Below are 13,718 nucleotides of genomic sequence, written 5' to 3'. Positions count from 1 at the left end.
GTCCTCCTTTTCAGGTTTCCCTCTTATCGTTTCATTTGGTCCATTTCATCTACATTCACAGTCTCCTTGTTGCGGTACAGCGCAATCAGAATCGCTAACCCTACGGCAACCTCGGCAGCTGCAACCGTCATCGTGAACAAGGTAAAGATTTGTCCCGTCACGGATGGATACAGACCGAACTTGGAAAAGGCGACCAGGTTAATATTTACAGCATTCAGCATCAGCTCGATTGATAACAAGACGACGACTGCATTTCGTTTCGTCAATGCGCCATACAGGCCTACACAAAAGAGAATCAAAGCGACCATTAAGTAGGAGGAAATACTTACTGTCATTCGTTATCCCCCTCCTTTTTCGCCATGATGATCGCACCGACCAATGCGACCAGCAACAGAACAGACAACAGCTCAAATGGTATGACGAATTTGGTGAATACTTCGATACCGATTTCTTTGGCATTGTCTACAGGAGCATCTGCAGGTGGCGGTGGCGCAGGCCATGGTGTATTTTGCACACCCCAGAACAATAATCCGAACAGAACGATTACGAAGAGCAGGATAAAACGGTTTTTCCATGTCCGGCCTGTTCCCTCATCGTTCGCATCGTGCTTGGTCAGCATGATTCCAAAGAGCATCAAAATGGAGATAGCCCCTGAATAAACCAGAATTTGTGCGACCCCGACGAAATCCGCTCCCAACAAAACAAACAGACCTGCAATGCTGATAAACGTAACGCCCAATGAGATGACCATGTGGACGACGCGCGTAAAGCTGATCATAAACACCGCGCCACCGATCGTCAGAAGGGACAGGATAAAAAAGGCAACGAATTCACCTGTCATACTAATTCTCCTCCCTGACGTTCGTATTGTTGTCGTCGAGCCATTTCAAGTTTTTGTACAATTCGTCCCGGCTATAGGCAGCCAGTTCGAAGTTGTTTGTCATCACAATTGCTTCCGTAGGACAAACCTCTGTACACAGATCGCATAAAATGCATAACTCAAAATTGATATCGTACGTATCGATAATCTTTCCCTTTTTCTCCGGATCAGGATGGGGCTTCCCTGTCAGTTGAATACACTCCGTCGGACAAATGCGTGCGCATTGGTTGCAGACGATGCATTTTTCAGGAGAAAAGTGCTGAATACCGCGAAAGCGAGGCGGCATTGGAAAGGGCACATCCGGATAGAAGTGGGTTACTTTTTTCTCCGTGAGCTTTTTAAATGTATACCCCAGGCCTTTGGCCAGTCCTAGCATGTGTGTCACCCCTCAGAATTTGAGAACTTGGCTGCACCACGTTTTTGACGAAAGCAAGCTTTTGACGAAGCAAGCCTATGGCGAAGCCTGCGCTATGAAAACAGTGGGACGTAGTCGTTTTCGATCAAGTCGCTACTAGAACATGCCATTTTGGTAAGAAACCACTACGGCTGTGAGCAGGATGTTGAACAATGCCACGGGCAACAGCACTTTCCAAGCAAACGACATCAGTTGATCGACACGTAAGCGCGGCATCGTGGCGCGAATCCAAAACTGGAGGAAGACGTAAACAGAAAATTTAAGGATAAACCAAACGATTCCCGGAATGAAGTCCAATGATGGATGAATCGGCAACCAACCACCAAAAAAGAGAATCGTGATCAAGGCACCCATCCCGAACATGTATACATACTCCGCCAGCATGAACATCGCAAAACGGAAACCCGAATACTCGACGTGGTAACCGCCAACGAGCTCTGACTCTGCTTCCGGCAAGTCAAACGGCGTACGATTCAGCTCGGCCTGGGCAGCAATGATAAATACAACAAATCCGATAAACTGCGGAACAATATTCCAGACATCCTGCTGCGCCTCGACAATATCCTCGAGATTCATGCTGCCCGTTAATAGAACGATACCCACCACGGACATGACCAGCGGTACTTCATAGCTGATCATCTGCGCAGCGGAGCGGAGACCCCCGATCAGCGAGTACTTGTTATTCGAGGCCCAGCCAGCCGTGATTACGCCTAATACGGTGATCCCAGACAAGGCGATATAGTACAACAGCCCTATTCCGAGATCAGCGAACTGAATGCTTTCCGAAAAAGGCATGACCGCCAATACGGCAAAAGCAGGGGCATAGGCTAATATTGGTGCCAGAGTGAACAATGCTTTGTCAGCATGTTGCGGTCGAACATCTTCCTTTAATAGCAGCTTGGCAACATCCGCAACCGTCTGGAGAAGTCCCAATGGACCTACTCGATTCGGCCCGATGCGCAGCTGCATCCACCCAATCACTTTTCGCTCAAAGTAAATAGCGTACGTAACGAACCCCAACACGACAGCAAGTAGTAAAACTGCCGCTATGATAAACCAAAGCGTGGTCCCCCATGAGGGGGCTTGCTGCAAGAGAGTATTCATTAACAGTCAACCTCCCCGAGCACGATGTCGATACTGCCCAGGATGGCAACCATGTTCGCGAGGTTTTCCCCCTGCAACAGCTTAGGCAGAATTTGCAGATTGGTAAACGAAGGCCGTCTGAACTTCAATCTCCACGGTTTATCCTTGCCTTGACTGGCAATGTAGCAGCCAATTTCTCCCCGCGGTGACTCGATGCGCACATATGTCTCCCCAGCAGGCGGGCGAATCACACGTGGCACTTTGCCCATGACTTCGCCTTCACTCGGAAATTGCTCCAATGCCTGCTCGAGAATTCGCAGAGATTGTTCAATTTCTGCCATGCGCAGATGATAGCGGGCCATGCAATCTCCCTCAGTTGCTATCGGCACATCAAATTCAAAACGATCGTAAATGCAATACGGTTCGTCCTTGCGCAGGTCCCACTTGACACCTGTCGAGCGGAGCATGACCCCTGATAGCGAGTAATCCAATGCCGTTTTTGTATCGAACTTGCCAATCCCTCTGAGACGGTTGATGAAAATCTCATTCCCGGTCACCAGCTGGTGGTAGTTATTCAATTCTTTCTTCATGTACTGGACAAATTCTTTGGCTTTGTCGATCCAGCCTGGAGGTGCATCCCATTTCACTCCGCCTACACGCATGTAGTTAAAGGTCATCCGCGCCCCGCATAGCTCATTGAACAAATCCAGGATCGTCTCCCGATCACGGAATGCATACAGGAAGGGTCCCATCGCACCAATGTCCAGGAGATACGTTCCCCACCAAACCAAATGGCTCGCTACCCGGTTCAGTTCCATCGCAATCAATCGCAAAAACTGAGCTCGCTCTGGAATCTCCAACCCCATCATCGTTTCGACTGCGTGACAGAGAACGTAGTTGTTCGTCATGGCGGACACGTAGTCCATACGGTCTGTATACGGAATAATTTGCGTGTAGGTCAAGTTTTCTGCCAGCTTCTCTGTACCTCGATGCAGGTAGCCCATCACCGGAATCGCTTCTTTAATGGTTTCCCCATCGATTTTTACTACCAAACGAAATACTCCGTGTGTACTCGGATGCTGTGGACCTACGTTTAATAACATCTCTTCCGTACGAAGTCCTGTTTCAGAAGAGGTATCAACATGAGTCGTGAGGATGTTATGGTTCATCTGCTAAACCTCCTCGTCGTATTGCACATAATCTTTGCGCAGCGGATAACCTACCCAATCATCTGGCAACAGGATTCGACGTAAATCCTTATGTCCCGGGAAATGAATACCCAAAAGGTCAAAAGTCTCTCTTTCATTCCAATTTGCGCCATGCCAGAGGTCCATTACGGAAGCAACTTTAGACTCTTCTCTGCTCGTTTTGACCTTTACTGCCAAGCTTTGGCGATTTTTGTAGGAATAAAAGTGGTAGTAAACCTCCAGGCGATCCTCATAATCGACACCGTGAAGATCGGACAGGTATTCAAAACTCAATTGCTCGTCATCTCTTAAAAATTGGGCAACTTGATGCCAACGTTCGTTTTGAATGGTGAGGGTCGGAACTTCCTTTGCCAGCTCGTTAATATACGAAGCCTCGATTACTTCCTGTCCAAATGCTTCGGAAATTCGTGACACGTATTTATCAAGATAGGGCTGGTTTTTGGAAGGTGCTTTTGGCGCTTCCTCTGCCGGGGCCACATCCCCAGTCGCTTGCGTTGCTTTTGCCTTCGCTGCTGCTGCGGCGGCTGCTTTGGCTTTTGCGGCAGCTGCGGCCTTTGCCTTGGCGTCGTCATCACCGGATTCATCGCCGCCTGCTTCACGTGCGGCTTTTGCCTTGGCAGCGGCTGCGGCGGCAGCCTTGGCTTTTGCGGCAGCTGCGGCTTTCGCCTTGGCATCCGCATCTGGAGCTGATTCTGCCGTATCGGCTCCGTTTTCCGCAGCTTCTTTTGCTTCCTTCGCTGCTTTTGCTTTGGCTAGTGCTTCTGCGGCGGCTGCTTTCTTGGCTGCGGCTTTTTCCTCAGGTGTCATTTCCGACACGGTCTTTGTTGGCGGTGGAGTAGCTTCCGCCTGTTCCTTCGCTGCTTTTGCCTTGGCAATCGCTTCAGCCGCTGCCGCTTTCTTAGCTGCGGCTTTTTCCTCAGGTGTCATTTCTGACACAGGCTTTGCTGGCGGTGGCGCAGCTTCCGCCTGTTCCTTCGCTGCTTTTGCCTTGGCAATTGCTTCAGCCGCTGCTGCTTTCTTCGCTGCGGCTTTTTCTTCCGGCGTCATTTCCAACACAGGTTTTGCTGGGGGTGGTGCAGCTTCTGCCTGTTCCTTCGCCGCTTTTGCCTTGGCAATTGCTTCAGCCGCTGCTGCTTTCTTGGCTGCGGCTTTTTCCTCTGGCGTCATTTCCGACACAGGTTTTGCTTCCGGAGCAGAGATTTCCTCTTGTGGCTCTTGAGATGCCTCCACTGGGCTCGCCTCTTGGGAAGCTTGTGCTTCCTGTTCTCTTAATTTTCGCAAAGCTTCGGCCTTGGCACGGGCTTCAGCCGCTGCCGCTGCCTTTTCCTCCGGCGTCGGCTTGCGCTTCTCGTCGCTCATAGATTGGTCACCTGCTTCCCAGTCTTCGCTTCGTAACGGATTTTTTCTTGGAGCTTATTGATTCCGTAGATCAAAGCGGCAGGGTTAGGCGGACAACCCGGAATATATACGTCGACAGGCACAATCTGGTCTACACCTTTTACCACGCTGTACGAGCGCACGTACGGACCTCCCGCTGTCGCACAGGAGCCCATGGCAATCACCCACTTTGGTTCAGGCATTTGATCATACAGCCTGCGAAGCAGTGGTGCCATCTTTTTCGTGACGGTCCCGGCTACGATCATGACATCAGATTGTCTTGGGGATGCTCGAAAAATAACGCCAAACCGGTCGAGGTCATAACGCGCCCCACCCGTTCCCATCATCTCGATTGCGCAACAGGCCAAGCCAAAAGTTAATGGCCACAGCGAGTTGCTGCGAACCCATCCCTTCACTGTTTCCAATGTCGTGAACATGACGTTGCGATTCAATTCCTCTTGCAATTCAGGCGCAATGCTTGTCAGGTCTAGTTCCATTCCAGCACCTTCTTTCTCCACGCGTAAATCAATCCTACGACGAGCAAGGATATAAAGATGACCATCTCGACTAAGGCAAAGAGCCCCAGTTCTTTGTAAGCGACGGCCCACGGATACAGAAAGAGTGTTTCTACATCAAAGATGACAAACATGAGGGCAAAGATGTAATACTTCACGTTGAAACGCACCCAACTGTCACCAACAGGAATGTTACCGCTTTCATAAGTAGTTTGCTTCTCCCGTGTCGGTTTCTTTGGACGAAGTAATGGACCAACAAAACTGACTGTAGCCACGGGCAACAACACACCAAGAATCAAAAAGATCGCGACAATCACATAATTGTTGGTATAGATGTCACTCACCCACGTTCCCTCCGCTCTTGAGAAAGGTATGAATCGTCTTGCGCTGTCCTCCAGAAGAAGTCGAGACTCCCTCAAAAGGGTACTGCTCGCAGCGTCAAAGGTGTAGGTATGAACGCTGTCGCTGCTAGAAAAAAATACCTTTATCATTATAGCAAATTGCCAATAGGGTGTCTAACGAAAGCCTTCCTTTTGTGCCATATAAAGGGAAAAAACTCAGAGATTTCCCCCTGAGTTTTTCCAGCATAGTATGATGACCAAACGAATATGCCCGTCTGGCTCTCTTATTCTCTTAATTATTGAACGTTGTTTGAAAATTGCTGTCCAAGGAAGTCCTCGTAAATACGTTCCCATACAATCGTGAAGTTCATCTTCTCGTCTTCTGGGATTTCCAGCATATTTTCAATCGCATCTTCCATATATGGAGTCAGCTTGATCAGAACCTCTGCCAGCATTTGGTCATTTGTGTTCAGCAATTGCTTCATTTCTGCTTTGGACATGCTGAACGTATTTTCTTCTTGCTCGTGCAGCTTCATTACGAGGCGGCTAAACATCGGATGCACCAATGCTTCCAGTTTAATATGAGCCAACGCAAGAGATTCTGCTTCACTCAGCTTGAACAATTCAGATGCATCTGGGAATGGATAAACCGGTACATCCCAGGCATCTTCATTATCGATTACCAGACCCCACTTCACGAAAAGTTCAATTGCTTCGTCAAGAGATGTCGGATATGCATATTCGGAACGACTCATGAATGCTTTGAATCTGTTCAACAGGTTTACATAGCCTTTAAAATCCTCTTCAGACTTAAAGCCTTCTTGAACAGGCTCAGTGAATGTGCCTTTCAATGCATCGAACTCGTCCAGAGCTTTTCTCATCTCTTCTTTAGACTCATGCTTCGTTACCACATAGCACATTGCTTGGAAAAGAACATTCATTTCATGAGATAGCACGCTTGTCCAGCCATTTGCCGCAAAGCTGCTAGGAATCACTACGCCATCTTGATTGTGGCGGATATCGCGAACGGTTTGCATCAATTACACTCTCCTTTAATCCCAATAGCCAATGCCGCTTTTTCCCGCTGTTTATCATGATAACGTAGCTCGTCGGCAGGGCATTAGGTCTATTATACACAGAAACATTAGGCAATTACCAACTGGAAATATCATGCCCGATTACCATGGTTCATCATTCATCGCCTATAACCGAAAAATCCCCGCAGCCACATGGGCGCGGGGATATCAAGCTTACGCTTTACTTCGATACGTCGAGACGTGCCATCGCACGTTGCAGCGCGCGTTCTGCACGCTTGACGTCGAGCTCGGCATATTTCTCAGCTAAACGCTTTTCAGCACGCTCTTTCGCAGCCTTCGCGCGTTCAACATCGATGTCTCCCGGCAATTCAGCCGTTTCAGCAAGGATGGTCACTTTATCGCCGCGCACTTCCATGAAGCCGCCGCTTACAGCCATCTTTACTTCTTTATCGCCTTCTGTCTTAATCCGAACTGGCGCTGTTTTCAGCGGGGTTACCAACGGCATGTGGTTTGGCATAATACCAATTTCCCCTTGCAAGCCGCGAGCAATCACCATTTCAGCCTGACCGCTGTAGACAACCCGTTCAGGAGTTACGACTTCAACTGTCATCTTACTCACTTACTCGTCTCCCCTTTCCAGGGTGTCTTACGCCATTTTCTTCGCTTTTTCTACCGCTTCTTCAATTGTACCTACGTACAGGAACGCGCCCTCTGGCAAGTGGTCATGCTTACCTTCGAGGATTTCCTTGAAGCTGCGAACAGTTTCCTTCAATGGCACGTATTGGCCTGGGTTACCAGTGAACTGCTCGGCAACGTGGAAGGACTGGGACAAGAAACGTTGAATGCGGCGTGCGCGTCCAACTACTTGCTTGTCGTCGTCGCTCAACTCGTCCATACCGAGAATCGCGATGATATCTTGCAGTTCTTTGTAACGTTGCAGGATTTTTTGAACGCTACGAGCCACATCATAGTGTTCTTGTCCTACAATATCAGGAGCCAGAGCACGGGAAGTGGATGCGAGTGGGTCTACCGCAGGGAAGATACCCAACTCAGCGATGGAACGCTCCAAGTTCGTTGTAGCGTCCAAGTGAGCAAACGTAGTAGCAGGAGCCGGGTCAGTGTAGTCATCCGCTGGTACGTAGATCGCTTGAATGGACGTTACGGAACCTTTTTTCGTGGAAGTAATACGCTCTTGCAGCTGACCCATTTCGGTAGCCAATGTTGGTTGGTAACCTACCGCAGATGGCATACGGCCCAAGAGAGCGGAAACTTCGGAACCCGCTTGAGTAAAGCGGAAAATGTTATCAACAAAGAGAAGAACGTCGCGGCCTTCTTCATCACGGAAGTATTCCGCCATAGTCAGACCAGTCAACGCTACACGAAGACGTGCACCAGGCGGTTCGTTCATCTGACCGAATACCATCGCGGTTTTCGGCAGTACGCCTGCGTCTTTCATCTCGTGGTACAGGTCGTTACCTTCACGGGTACGCTCACCTACACCAGCGAATACGGAAATACCACCGTGCTCTTGCGCGATGTTGTTGATCAGCTCTTGAATAGTAACGGTTTTACCTACACCCGCACCACCAAACAGACCGATCTTACCGCCCTTGATGTACGGAGCCAAGAGGTCAATAACTTTGATACCTGTTTCCAGGATCTCAACAGTCGTTGCTTGGTCTACGAACTCAGGAGCTTTACGGTGAATTGGGTCACGACGATCTACTTGACCAAGTTCTTGCAGGTCGATCGGCTCACCCAATACGTTAAATACGCGTCCGAGGGTAATTGCACCCACTGGAACGGAGATAGCTGCACCGGTATCAACTGCTTCCATACCACGAACCAAACCGTCAGTGGAAGACATTGCAACGGTACGAACCAAGTTATCGCCCAAATGAGTAGCAACCTCAACAGTCAAGTCGATGTCGCGCTCACCGGCACTTTGTGCTTTATGTTGAATCTTGATCGCATTGTAAATGGCAGGCAGGTGTCCGCGGTCGAACTCGACGTCAACAACCGGACCCATTACCTGAACCACACGTCCATTCGCCATCTTACTTCTTCCCTCCTGTAAAGCTAAATTGGGAGCTATTCGCTGCCACTAAGCCTGTGCGTTTGCACCTGCAACGATCTCGGAAATCTCTTGTGTAATGGCTGCCTGACGAGCACGGTTGTAGCTCAACGTTAAACGGTTGATCATATCCGTAGCATTGTCTGTCGCGTTGCCCATTGCAGTCATACGGGAACCTTCTTCAGAAGCTTTTGCTTCGAGAAGTGCACTGTAAACCAGTGTTTCCGCATATTTCGGCAACAGGTCCGCCAATACTTCTTCCGAGGACGGCTCATACTCGTAATTGATTGCGCGCGCATTGTTGCTCTCGGGAGCTTCCAATGGCAGCAATTGTTTTACGGTAGGTATTTGCGAAATTGCACTTTGGAACTTGTTGTAGCACAGGTACAGTTCGTCAATCTGCTCATTCTCGAACATTTGGACTGCTGCACCGGCAATTTTCTTGATATCAGCAAAGGCTGGGCTGGTTGGCAGACCTGTCACTTCCTCCAAAAGCGGGTAGTTCCGTTTGCTGAAGAAGTCACGACCTTTGCGGCCAATCACAAAAATACCATATTCATCCTTGGACTTGTGCTTCTCGTTAATGGTATTTACCACTTTACGGAGAATGTTGGCATTGTAACCCCCAGCAAGTCCACGGTCGGAAGTGATGACAATATAACCAGTCTTTTTCACCGGACGATTTTGCAACATTGGATGCTTGGAACCAGAGGTCCCACTCGCGATGCTTGCGATCACTTCCTGGATCTTGTCAGCATACGGGCGTGCCGCCTCAGCTTTATCCTGGTTACGGCGAAGCTTCGCAGCCGCCACCATTTTCATCGCTTTCGTGATTTGGCGCATATCTTTTTTACTTTTGATACTGCGTCGAATCTCACGTATTCCTTTAGCCACTCGTTTTCACCACCTTGAGGACGCATGCACGGGCAAATCGCCCGGCATGCATCTGATGTCTATCAGGTTAACGATTAGCGAGTTACCGAAAAGCCTTTTTTGAACTCTTCGATCGCTGCGTTGAATTCTTTTTCATCTGGAAGGTCTTTCGTTGTGCGGATGTGCTCCAACAGTTGTGGTTTGTTGGAATCCAAGAAAGACAACAGCTCTTTCTCAAAGCGGCGCACTTCTGCTACTGGAATATCATCCAGGTAACCTCTTGTAGCGCTATAGATAGAAGCAACTTGCTTCTCAACAGGCATTGGATCGAACTGACCTTGTTTCATGATTTCCATCAAGCGCTCACCACGGGTCAGACGAGCTTGGGTCGCTTTGTCCAGATCGGAACCGAACTGAGCAAACGCAGCCAACTCACGGTATTGAGCCAACTCGAGCTTGAGTGGACCTGCTACCTTTTTCATCGCCTTGATTTGCGCGGAACCACCTACACGGGATACGGAAAGACCGGTGTTAACCGCTGGACGTTGACCTGCGTTGAACAAGTCTGTTTCCAGGAAGATCTGACCGTCCGTGATGGAGATCACGTTCGTTGGAATGTATGCGGAAATGTCACCCGCTTGGGTTTCGATGAATGGCAGAGCCGTAATGGAACCAGCGCCCAGATCATCAGACAGTTTCGCAGCGCGCTCCAGCAAGCGGGAGTGCAAGTAGAATACGTCACCAGGATATGCTTCGCGACCTGGAGGACGGCGGAGCAAGAGGGACATTTCGCGGTATGCAGCAGCCTGTTTGGACAGGTCATCGTATACGCACAGAACGTGTCCGCCTTTGTACATGAAGTACTCAGCCATTGTTACACCTGTATATGGAGCCAGGTACAACATTGGAGCTGGGTCAGACGCAGTAGCAGAAACGATGATTGTGTATTCCAGAGCCCCTGCTTTACGCAGAGTTTCTACGATGTTTGCAACGGTAGATTGCTTTTGACCGATTGCAACGTAGATACAAATCATGTCTTTACCTTTTTGGTTGATGATCGTGTCGAGCGCCACTGCTGTTTTACCAGTTTGGCGGTCACCAATGATCAACTCACGCTGTCCACGACCAACTGGGATCATCGCGTCAATCGCTTTGATACCTGTTTGGAGTGGTTCGTGTACGGATTTACGTGCCATAACACCAGGAGCTGGGCTCTCGATTGGACGGAAACCGTTATTTGCGATAGGGCCTTGACCATCGATTGGTTGACCCAGTGGGTTTACAACGCGGCCGAGCAGCGCTTCCCCTACTGGAACTTCCATAACGCGGCCGGTACGTTTTACAGTATCGCCTTCCTTAATGTCGCGGAAAGGTCCCATAATAACGACACCCACGTTATCCTCTTCCAAGTTGAGTACCATACCCATTACGCCATTTTGGAACTCGAGAAGCTCCCCTTGCATGGCCTTTTCCAAACCGTGAACACGAGCAATACCGTCACCTACTTGGATGACTGTGCCAACATCCACAACTTCGATTTCAGATTTAAAGTTAGCGATCCGCTCTTTAATGAGGGAGCTAATCTCTTCTGGTCTGATTGCACTCACTTAATTCACCCCATTCATCCAACTTCTTAAAAGCCATCGAACTTTACGCTTTTTGCGCAAAGGTTTCCAACTTCGTTTTCAGGCTGCCATCGTACAGACGGTCGCCAATTTTGATAATAATGCCGCCGAGAATCGCTGGATCTACGACTGCTGTCATACGCAGCTTTTTATTCAGCGTTTGACCGAACTTCTCAGCCAGCTCATTTTGCTCTTCAGTAGAAAGCGGCTTTGCACTAGTCACAATCGCATCTGCAAATCCACGTGCTTCGTTCGCCAATTGTACAAAAGAACGGTAGATATCAACCAGATCAACTTCGCGTCCGTTCTCAATCAGGACGTTCAGAAAATTAAAGGTTTCTTCCTCTACATGGCTTTTGAACAATTCGTCAGCGAGTGTAGCTTTCGCATCTGCTGCGATGTGCGGGTGCAACATGATCTTTTTCAGATCTTCATTGCCTTCAACCGCTTCCACGATCGCCCCCAGGTCTCTCTCAACCTGATCAATCTTGCTACGTTCACTCGCTACTTCAAAGAGCGCACGAGCATAACGTTTTCCTACTGCGCTACTCATAGGCGATCTCCCACTTGTGCGAGAAATTTGTCAACAGTAGACTTTTGAGCTGCTTCGTCCAGTTCTTTCTCAATGATCTTGGAAGCCAAGAGCACGGACAGGCTGGTCATTTGCTCACGCAGTTCGAGTTTTGCTTTTTCCACTTCACGTGCCAGTTCAGCGCTTGCTTCCGCTTTCATACGCTCGGATGCAGCTTGTGCTTCTGTCACGATTTTGGTTGCTTCATCAGACGCTTGCTTTGTAGCGCGGTCAATGATTGCTTTCGATTCTGCACGCGCTTCATCCAGCACGCGACGTTGCTCAGCCAGAAGAGCTTCCGCTTCAGTGCGGTTCTTCTCAGCTGAGGAGATTTGACTTTCGATATGCTGACGACGTTTTTCCATGATCCCTACGATCGGGCCCATAGCCAATTTACGAACAAGCAGCAACAACAACAAGAACACAATTGCCTGGGTTAACAGCGTTCCCCATTCCAGGGATACCGCTCCAAAGTCGAGCATTCGTTTCACTCCTTCCTGCGAAAAGAAAGATGTATCATCAAGGTTATTAATTGTCTTTGTCAAAAATATAGGCGGGTATCAAGTGCCCGCCTATTGTTACTAAATGCTCGCTGATTACAGGCGACCGAAGAGAATGAAACCGATCGCTACAGCGATGATCGGAACTGCCTCTACCAGACCAAGACCCAGGAACATGAGACCCATCAGGCTACCACGTGCTTCTGGTTGACGAGCTACGCCTTCAATTGTACGAGAGATTACCAGAGAGTTACCAATCGCTGCGCCAAGAGCAGCCAGACCAAATACGATACCAATTGCAAGAGCCAAACCTTCCATTGTTTAAAAACCTCCTTAGTGTTTAAAAAACGAAAATAAAATCGGGTAAGCGAAATTAGTGTTCTTCATTCACTTGCTGTGACAGGTAAACCATCGCCAGCGTTGTGAAAATGAATGCCTGTACGGAACCAACGAACACTGAGTAGCCCAACCACAGGAACAGCGGAATGCTTCCGAAGATCCCTACACCCAGCAGGAAGGCGATCAAAACCTCACCCGCAAAGATGTTACCGAATAGACGCAAAGGCAGCGTCAACGGCTTGATGATGAACTCCTCCAGAATGTGAATCGGGTTCAGGAATGTATGTTTCAACCATCCGCCGAAGCTCTTCTTGATGCCCAGATAGTGAGCGTAGAGAAGAACGATGAACGCCAGAGCGAAAGTTACGCTTGGAGTCGCTGTTGGCGATTTCCACCAGCCAATGACAACGCCATGCGAGGACGGATCGGTAGAGTTCAACTCTTCTTCAAGCTTGGCCATCTTTTGTTGCTTCATTTGTTCATTCGTGGAAGCCGTCAACATGTCTTTAACCTTTTCACTTACTTGATGGTCAGGACCGTTGTGGTGAGCCGTGTTTACGTTAAATACGAGACCCAGTTGGTTTCCAAGGAAAATGTAAAGGAACAAAGTGAGTGCCAGCGAGACAAAGCCCGCAGCCTTCTTCGGTGTGATGTAGCTTTTTGTAATGCCGGTAACGAAGTCCACAATCCATTCCATCACGTTTTGCGCGCCGCTTGGAGTTGCGGAGGTCAGGTTGCGGGTCATCCCGATACACAGCAAAAGCACCACCAGAGAGGTAACCAAAATCATGAGAATAGTGGAGATGTCAAATACCATGCCCAACCATTCAAACCGCAGAGAATAATGCATGTATTTCACCCCTTTCTTCCGCGCGAGTCT

17 protein-coding genes are annotated in these 13,718 nt (G+C 49.0%); all 17 read right to left on the bottom strand.

Annotated elements, in window-relative coordinates:
* Positions 1-23: 23 nt before the first annotated feature.
* Positions 24-335 carry an NADH-quinone oxidoreductase subunit NuoK gene (gene nuoK, locus M3630_RS15290; protein WP_007722089.1) on the bottom strand — a complete coding sequence of 104 codons (312 nt, stop codon included), beginning with the start codon at positions 333-335 and terminating at the stop codon, positions 24-26.
* Entirely contained in the window at positions 332-841 is a 510-nt protein-coding gene (locus M3630_RS15285) for an NADH-quinone oxidoreductase subunit J (protein ID WP_173610476.1), read from the bottom strand. Before M3630_RS15285 ends, nuoK begins: the two co-directional genes overlap by 4 nt.
* Position 842: 1 nt before the next feature.
* Complete coding sequence (nuoI, locus tag M3630_RS15280) at positions 843-1,256, bottom strand: NADH-quinone oxidoreductase subunit NuoI (protein ID WP_007722093.1); 414 nt, start codon at positions 1,254-1,256, stop codon at positions 843-845.
* Positions 1,257-1,391: 135 nt separating this feature from the next.
* On the bottom strand, positions 1,392-2,399 hold the full coding sequence (gene nuoH / locus M3630_RS15275) for an NADH-quinone oxidoreductase subunit NuoH (RefSeq protein WP_251252634.1): 1,008 nt from the start codon (positions 2,397-2,399) through the stop codon (positions 1,392-1,394).
* A complete protein-coding gene (locus tag M3630_RS15270; protein WP_251252633.1) occupies positions 2,399-3,547 on the bottom strand; it encodes an NADH-quinone oxidoreductase subunit D in 1,149 nt (382 codons plus the stop codon). The genes nuoH and M3630_RS15270 overlap by 1 nt, the downstream gene beginning before the upstream one ends.
* A gap of 3 nt (positions 3,548-3,550) precedes the next feature.
* Positions 3,551-4,945, bottom strand: coding sequence for an NADH-quinone oxidoreductase subunit C (locus M3630_RS15265; protein ID WP_251252632.1), 1,395 nt, complete (start codon positions 4,943-4,945; stop codon positions 3,551-3,553).
* Positions 4,942-5,460: a NuoB/complex I 20 kDa subunit family protein gene (locus M3630_RS15260; protein WP_007725455.1), complete on the bottom strand. Its 519-nt coding sequence runs from the start codon at positions 5,458-5,460 to the stop codon at positions 4,942-4,944. The genes M3630_RS15265 and M3630_RS15260 overlap by 4 nt, the downstream gene beginning before the upstream one ends.
* Positions 5,451-5,822 carry an NADH-quinone oxidoreductase subunit A gene (locus M3630_RS15255; RefSeq protein ID WP_015893615.1) on the bottom strand — a complete coding sequence of 124 codons (372 nt, stop codon included), beginning with the start codon at positions 5,820-5,822 and terminating at the stop codon, positions 5,451-5,453. Before M3630_RS15255 ends, M3630_RS15260 begins: the two co-directional genes overlap by 10 nt.
* Before the next feature lie 293 nt (positions 5,823-6,115).
* Positions 6,116-6,856 (bottom strand): DUF6042 family protein, encoded by a 741-nt coding sequence (locus M3630_RS15250; RefSeq protein WP_173610472.1) that lies wholly within the window; start codon positions 6,854-6,856, stop codon positions 6,116-6,118.
* A 220-nt stretch (positions 6,857-7,076) separates the two neighbouring features.
* The gene (locus tag M3630_RS15245; protein ID WP_137031981.1) at positions 7,077-7,475 is read right to left on the bottom strand and encodes a F0F1 ATP synthase subunit epsilon; all 399 of its coding nucleotides are present in this window, start codon (positions 7,473-7,475) and stop codon (positions 7,077-7,079) included.
* Positions 7,476-7,502: 27 nt separating this feature from the next.
* Positions 7,503-8,912, bottom strand: coding sequence for a F0F1 ATP synthase subunit beta (gene atpD / locus M3630_RS15240; RefSeq protein ID WP_015893618.1), 1,410 nt, complete (start codon positions 8,910-8,912; stop codon positions 7,503-7,505).
* A gap of 48 nt (positions 8,913-8,960) precedes the next feature.
* Entirely contained in the window at positions 8,961-9,824 is an 864-nt protein-coding gene (gene atpG / locus M3630_RS15235; protein ID WP_173610471.1) for an ATP synthase F1 subunit gamma, read from the bottom strand.
* A 74-nt stretch (positions 9,825-9,898) separates the two neighbouring features.
* Positions 9,899-11,410: a F0F1 ATP synthase subunit alpha gene (gene atpA / locus M3630_RS15230; protein WP_106654764.1), complete on the bottom strand. Its 1,512-nt coding sequence runs from the start codon at positions 11,408-11,410 to the stop codon at positions 9,899-9,901.
* A 43-nt stretch (positions 11,411-11,453) separates the two neighbouring features.
* Positions 11,454-11,981, bottom strand: coding sequence for a F0F1 ATP synthase subunit delta (locus M3630_RS15225; RefSeq protein ID WP_251252631.1), 528 nt, complete (start codon positions 11,979-11,981; stop codon positions 11,454-11,456).
* Positions 11,978-12,481: a F0F1 ATP synthase subunit B gene (gene atpF, locus M3630_RS15220; RefSeq protein ID WP_047069811.1), complete on the bottom strand. Its 504-nt coding sequence runs from the start codon at positions 12,479-12,481 to the stop codon at positions 11,978-11,980. The genes M3630_RS15225 and atpF overlap by 4 nt, the downstream gene beginning before the upstream one ends.
* 114 nt (positions 12,482-12,595) lie before the next feature.
* Positions 12,596-12,817 (bottom strand): F0F1 ATP synthase subunit C, encoded by a 222-nt coding sequence (gene atpE / locus M3630_RS15215; RefSeq protein ID WP_015893623.1) that lies wholly within the window; start codon positions 12,815-12,817, stop codon positions 12,596-12,598.
* A 55-nt stretch (positions 12,818-12,872) separates the two neighbouring features.
* Positions 12,873-13,688, bottom strand: a complete 816-nt coding sequence (atpB, locus tag M3630_RS15210; RefSeq protein ID WP_106779513.1) for a F0F1 ATP synthase subunit A — start codon at positions 13,686-13,688, stop codon at positions 12,873-12,875.
* Positions 13,689-13,718: the final 30 nt, after the last annotated feature.

The organism is Brevibacillus sp. MER 51, assembly GCF_023714195.1.
Taxonomy (GTDB): Bacteria; Bacillota; Bacilli; order Brevibacillales; family Brevibacillaceae; genus Brevibacillus.
Note: the sequence above shows the minus strand (reverse complement) of the source record. Positions and strands in the feature narration are given on the sequence as shown.

Excerpts from the sequence above, each read along its gene's own strand:
- nuoK (WP_007722089.1), bottom strand. The coding sequence starts at position 335 with ATGACAGTAAGTATTTCCTCCTACTTAATGGTCGCTTTGATTCTCTTT.
- M3630_RS15285 (WP_173610476.1), bottom strand. The coding sequence starts at position 841 with ATGACAGGTGAATTCGTTGCCTTTTTTATCCTGTCCCTTCTGACGATC.
- nuoI (WP_007722093.1), bottom strand. The coding sequence starts at position 1,256 with ATGCTAGGACTGGCCAAAGGCCTGGGGTATACATTTAAAAAGCTCACG.
- nuoH (WP_251252634.1), bottom strand. The coding sequence starts at position 2,399 with ATGAATACTCTCTTGCAGCAAGCCCCCTCATGGGGGACCACGCTTTGG.
- M3630_RS15270 (WP_251252633.1), bottom strand. The coding sequence starts at position 3,547 with ATGAACCATAACATCCTCACGACTCATGTTGATACCTCTTCTGAAACA.
- M3630_RS15265 (WP_251252632.1), bottom strand. The coding sequence starts at position 4,945 with ATGAGCGACGAGAAGCGCAAGCCGACGCCGGAGGAAAAGGCAGCGGCA.
- M3630_RS15260 (WP_007725455.1), bottom strand. The coding sequence starts at position 5,460 with ATGGAACTAGACCTGACAAGCATTGCGCCTGAATTGCAAGAGGAATTG.
- M3630_RS15250 (WP_173610472.1), bottom strand. The coding sequence starts at position 6,856 with ATGCAAACCGTTCGCGATATCCGCCACAATCAAGATGGCGTAGTGATT.
- atpD (WP_015893618.1), bottom strand. The coding sequence starts at position 8,912 with ATGGCGAATGGACGTGTGGTTCAGGTAATGGGTCCGGTTGTTGACGTC.
- M3630_RS15225 (WP_251252631.1), bottom strand. The coding sequence starts at position 11,981 with ATGAGTAGCGCAGTAGGAAAACGTTATGCTCGTGCGCTCTTTGAAGTA.
- atpF (WP_047069811.1), bottom strand. The coding sequence starts at position 12,481 with ATGCTCGACTTTGGAGCGGTATCCCTGGAATGGGGAACGCTGTTAACC.
- atpE (WP_015893623.1), bottom strand. The coding sequence starts at position 12,817 with ATGGAAGGTTTGGCTCTTGCAATTGGTATCGTATTTGGTCTGGCTGCT.
- atpB (WP_106779513.1), bottom strand. The coding sequence starts at position 13,688 with ATGCATTATTCTCTGCGGTTTGAATGGTTGGGCATGGTATTTGACATC.